The 3,457-nt window shown below is 65.8% G+C and carries 5 protein-coding genes; 1 reads left to right on the top strand and 4 read right to left on the bottom strand.

The genetic code is table 11. The features are described from left to right. Nucleotides 1–93: 93 nt before the first annotated feature. Nucleotides 94–765 carry a DsbA family oxidoreductase gene (locus Q7V45_RS13755; RefSeq protein WP_304852873.1) on the bottom strand — a complete coding sequence of 224 codons (672 nt, stop codon included), beginning with the start codon at nt 763–765 and terminating at the stop codon, nt 94–96. Nucleotides 766–838: 73 nt separating this feature from the next. Between Q7V45_RS13755 and Q7V45_RS13750 the strand changes: the two genes are divergently transcribed. Beyond that, nucleotides 839–1,534: an SDR family oxidoreductase gene (locus Q7V45_RS13750; protein ID WP_304852871.1), complete on the top strand. Its 696-nt coding sequence runs from the start codon at nt 839–841 to the stop codon at nt 1,532–1,534. Between the two features lie 13 nt (nt 1,535–1,547). Here the strand turns inward: Q7V45_RS13750 and Q7V45_RS13745 are convergent, their stop codons facing one another. From Q7V45_RS13745 to Q7V45_RS13735, 3 genes are all read right to left on the bottom strand, one after another. Beyond that, nucleotides 1,548–2,363: a MipA/OmpV family protein gene (locus tag Q7V45_RS13745; RefSeq protein ID WP_304852869.1), complete on the bottom strand. Its 816-nt coding sequence runs from the start codon at nt 2,361–2,363 to the stop codon at nt 1,548–1,550. A gap of 63 nt (nt 2,364–2,426) precedes the next feature. Continuing rightward, a complete protein-coding gene (locus tag Q7V45_RS13740) occupies nt 2,427–3,200 on the bottom strand; it encodes an HAD family phosphatase (protein ID WP_304852867.1) in 774 nt (257 codons plus the stop codon). Further along, nucleotides 3,197–3,457, bottom strand: a 261-nt coding sequence (locus Q7V45_RS13735) for a hypothetical protein (protein ID WP_304852865.1), incomplete at its 5' end; no start/stop codon positions are given. The genes Q7V45_RS13735 and Q7V45_RS13740, both read right to left, overlap by 4 nt.

Genomic DNA, 3,457 nt, shown 5'->3' with positions numbered 1-3,457 from the left:
GGCGCGACCGACTATGTGATGACGGTCAACGGGCCCGTCTCCGCGCCGACGATGAGCATTCGCGGCAGGTGACGCGATCGCGGCGAAGCCGCCCTACGCCGCGCGATCCTTGAGGATTTCCCAGGCGCGGCGGAAGGTCTGGGCCATTTCCTCGGCGGGCACGGCGCCCGAGAAGAGCACATGGCCTTGCAGGGCGAAGCTGGGCACGCCCTGGATGCCGGCGTTGCGCGCCATCTGGTCGCCTGCCAGCACTTCGCGGCGGCCCTCGTCACTGGCCAGCATCGCGAGCACCTCGGCGCGGTCGAGCCCGGCTTCGGCTGCCACGTCGCCCAATATCTTGGGGTCACCGATGTCTGCGCCCTTGCAGAAATAGCTGTCGAACAGCTCCTCGACGACCGCGTCCTGCACGCCGTGCTGGCCGGCGAAGCGGATCAGGCGATGGGCGTTCACCGTGTTGGGCGTGCGCGCGATGCGGTCGAGATGGAATTCGAGGCCAACCGTCGCGGCGGTCTCGGTGATGCGCTGGTCGAGCTGGCGGGAGCGTTCGAGGCTGCCGAACTTGGAGATGCGGTAGCTCGTGCGCTCGACACCCTCGGCAGGCATCTCGGGATTGAGCTGGAACGGGTGCCAGGCGACGGCAACCCGGCAATGCTGGGCGGCGAGAAGATCGAGGGCGCGTTCGAGCTGGCGCTTGCCGATGTAGCACCAGGGGCAGATCACGTCGGAGATGACGTCGATGCGGCCGGTCGGTTGAACCTGGTCCATGGCTCTGTTTCCTTCCCTATTGCCTTGAAGCGTATACCTGCGCGGAATCTCCGGCAACGAGAGGACCCCAGCCATGCCCAAATATCGCTCTGCCCTGATCGTCGGAACCGGCCCCGGACTCAGCGCCTCGCTGGCCCGTCTGTTTGCGAAGAACGGTTTGTCGGTGGCCGTGGCCGCTCGACAGACCGACAAGCTCGCTGCACTTGCGAAAGAGACAGGGGCATCGGTTCACGCCTGCAACGCCGCCGATCAAAAGGACGTCGCGGCGCTGTTCGAGGCGCTGGACGCGGCCGGTCGTACCCCCGATGTCGTGGTCTACAACGCCAGCAACCGGGTGCGCGGCGCGCTGGTCGACCTGGCCCCCGACGACGTGAAGCGCGCCATCGACATCAGCGCCTTCGGCGCCTTCCTGGTGTCCCAGCAGGCGGTGAGGCGCATGCTGCCCAAGGGGGAGAGAGCGGTGCTCCTGTCAGGAGCGACGGCGGGCGTAAAGGGCTTCGCGCTCTCGGCCACCTTCGCCATGGGCAAGTTCGCGCTGCGCGGCCTGGCTCAATCCATGGCGCGCGAACTCTCGCCCAAGGGCATCCACGTTGCCCACTTCGTGATCGACGGCGGCATCCGCAGCGCCGCGCGGCCGGTGCCTGAGGGCAGGCCCGACAGCCTGCTCGATCCCGACGCCATCGCCGAGACCTACTGGCATGTGCTGAATCAGCACCGCAGCGCCTGGAGCTGGGAAGTCGAGGTGCGGCCCTGGGTCGAGACGTTCTAGCGGGACCGGCGCGCTACCAGGAGAAGCGCCAGGTGAGCGCGGTGCCCGTCACGAACTGGTTGCGCGATCCGCCGGGCCCCGTGACGATCGGCGAATTGGCGACCGTGTCGGCCAGGTAGTTGTAGCTGCCGAAGGCGACGAGGCTCAGCCTGTCGTGGATGCGCCACAGGGCGCTCGCCCCCACGCCGACACTGCGAAGGCCGGCGCCCGGATAGTATTGCGAATAGCCCGAATTGATCGACTGCAGGGCGTCGATGCCGAAATAGGCCTGGTTGAAGGTGCCGTCGGTCACCGAGAGGCGAGGGCCGCCGGACAGGAACACGCTGTCGGTGAGCCGAAGCTTGCCATCGACCAGCGCATCGAAGATCAGGCCGTTGCTGCCGCCGATGCCGCGCCGCAACTCGATCTTGGCGGCGATGAAGGGCTGGTCGTAGCGCAGGAAGGCGCCGCCTTCGATCGTGAAGGGCACATTGCCCGTGCCGAAGAGGTAGCCGCCGTTGCCCTGGTTGCGCGGAAAGCGGTAACGGAAGATCGGGCCGGCCTTGAAACCGGAGTTGTCGAACAGAGTCGCGCCGACGCCGTCGCGCGCCGAGATGAAGACCTTGTCACGCTGATAGCGCAGGTCGAGGTTGGGGATAGGCAGAATGCGATAGTTCGCGCTGCCCTCGAACCACGGCGCCACGACCAGGCCCGGTCCGATATCGAACGTCCAGTCCTTCGGCGGCGGCCCGGAAGGCTCGCTGCCGATGCTCGTGGGCTGGGCGGAGGCGGTTCCCGCGTGCACCGTGAGGACGGCGAGACAGGAGACGAGGAGACGTAGAAAGTGCACGGGCAACTCCGCTGATGACAAAGGTCTACGCGCCCGGCGGCTTCCCGGATCAGTCTCTGTGAATTATAGCGACTCCTCGAGCATAAGTCGCGCGGCATGCAGATCGTCGAAGACGCGCAGGCACTTGGCGCGGACTTCGGGCAGCGGCGGCAGGATGTCCGGCACCATGAACGCCATCGTGCCGGCGGCGTGGGCGGCCGTCAGTCCGACGTTGGAATCCTCGAAGGCGATGCAGCGCTCCGGTGCCACGCCCAGCCTGCGGGCGGCTTCGAGATAGACGTCGGGCGCGGGCTTGGCGTTCTCGACGTCGTCACGCGTCGCGACCGCGGCGAACCGGTCGATCAGGCCGGCGCGCCCGAGGTGACGCTCCGCGGTGATCCGGCCGGAGCCGGTGGCGACGGCGAGGCGCAGGCCGCGGCCCTCCAGGAAATCGAGCATCTCGACGGCGCCGGGCTTGACCGGCAGGTGGTTCTCCAGCCGCCGCCTGGCGTGACCGGAGAAGCGCTCGCGGAACTGATCGATGCGGAAGCCTGCCCCATAGAAATTCTGGATCATGACGTCGCATTCGCGGCCCGAAATGCCGATCATCGAGTGACAGAATTCCAGGGTCATCTCGATCTTCAGATCGCGGGCGGTATCCTGCAGGGCATGAATGTAGGCGGATTCGGTGTCGATCAGCAGGCCGTCCATGTCGAAAAGGACGGCTTCAACGGGTTTCCTCAGCATGCTTTCGGAGAAACTTGGATGATCGGTCGGGCCGAAGCGGACGCCCTTTTCCTTCTCCCACTCGTGACAGAGGTAGCGAATTGCCTTCTCGGCGTCGTCCTTCTTGATCATGGTGTCAGCTTCGCTTTCCTCGGCAAATCTGACCACGGCGGACAAACAGTTCCAAGGCTCATGTTTGCGCGTTCGTAATCGTGCACCCCGCTCACCATCTCATCGTCTACCTGCAGCGCGTAGGTGACGGGATCTACCGTAACCCGTGGATAGGGTGCCGGTTGAAAGCGGATGCGTTCGCTCGTCCCATCGCTTGTGATGCCTAGCACAGCGGAGTATTGGGCCCCTATAACTCCCCCGTGAATGCTGACGAAGGC

This window comes from Reyranella sp. (assembly GCF_030651995.1).
Taxonomy (GTDB): Bacteria; Pseudomonadota; Alphaproteobacteria; order Reyranellales; family Reyranellaceae; genus Reyranella.
The sequence above is the reverse complement of the archived record's forward strand: the minus strand, read 5'-3'. Positions and strand labels throughout refer to the sequence as shown.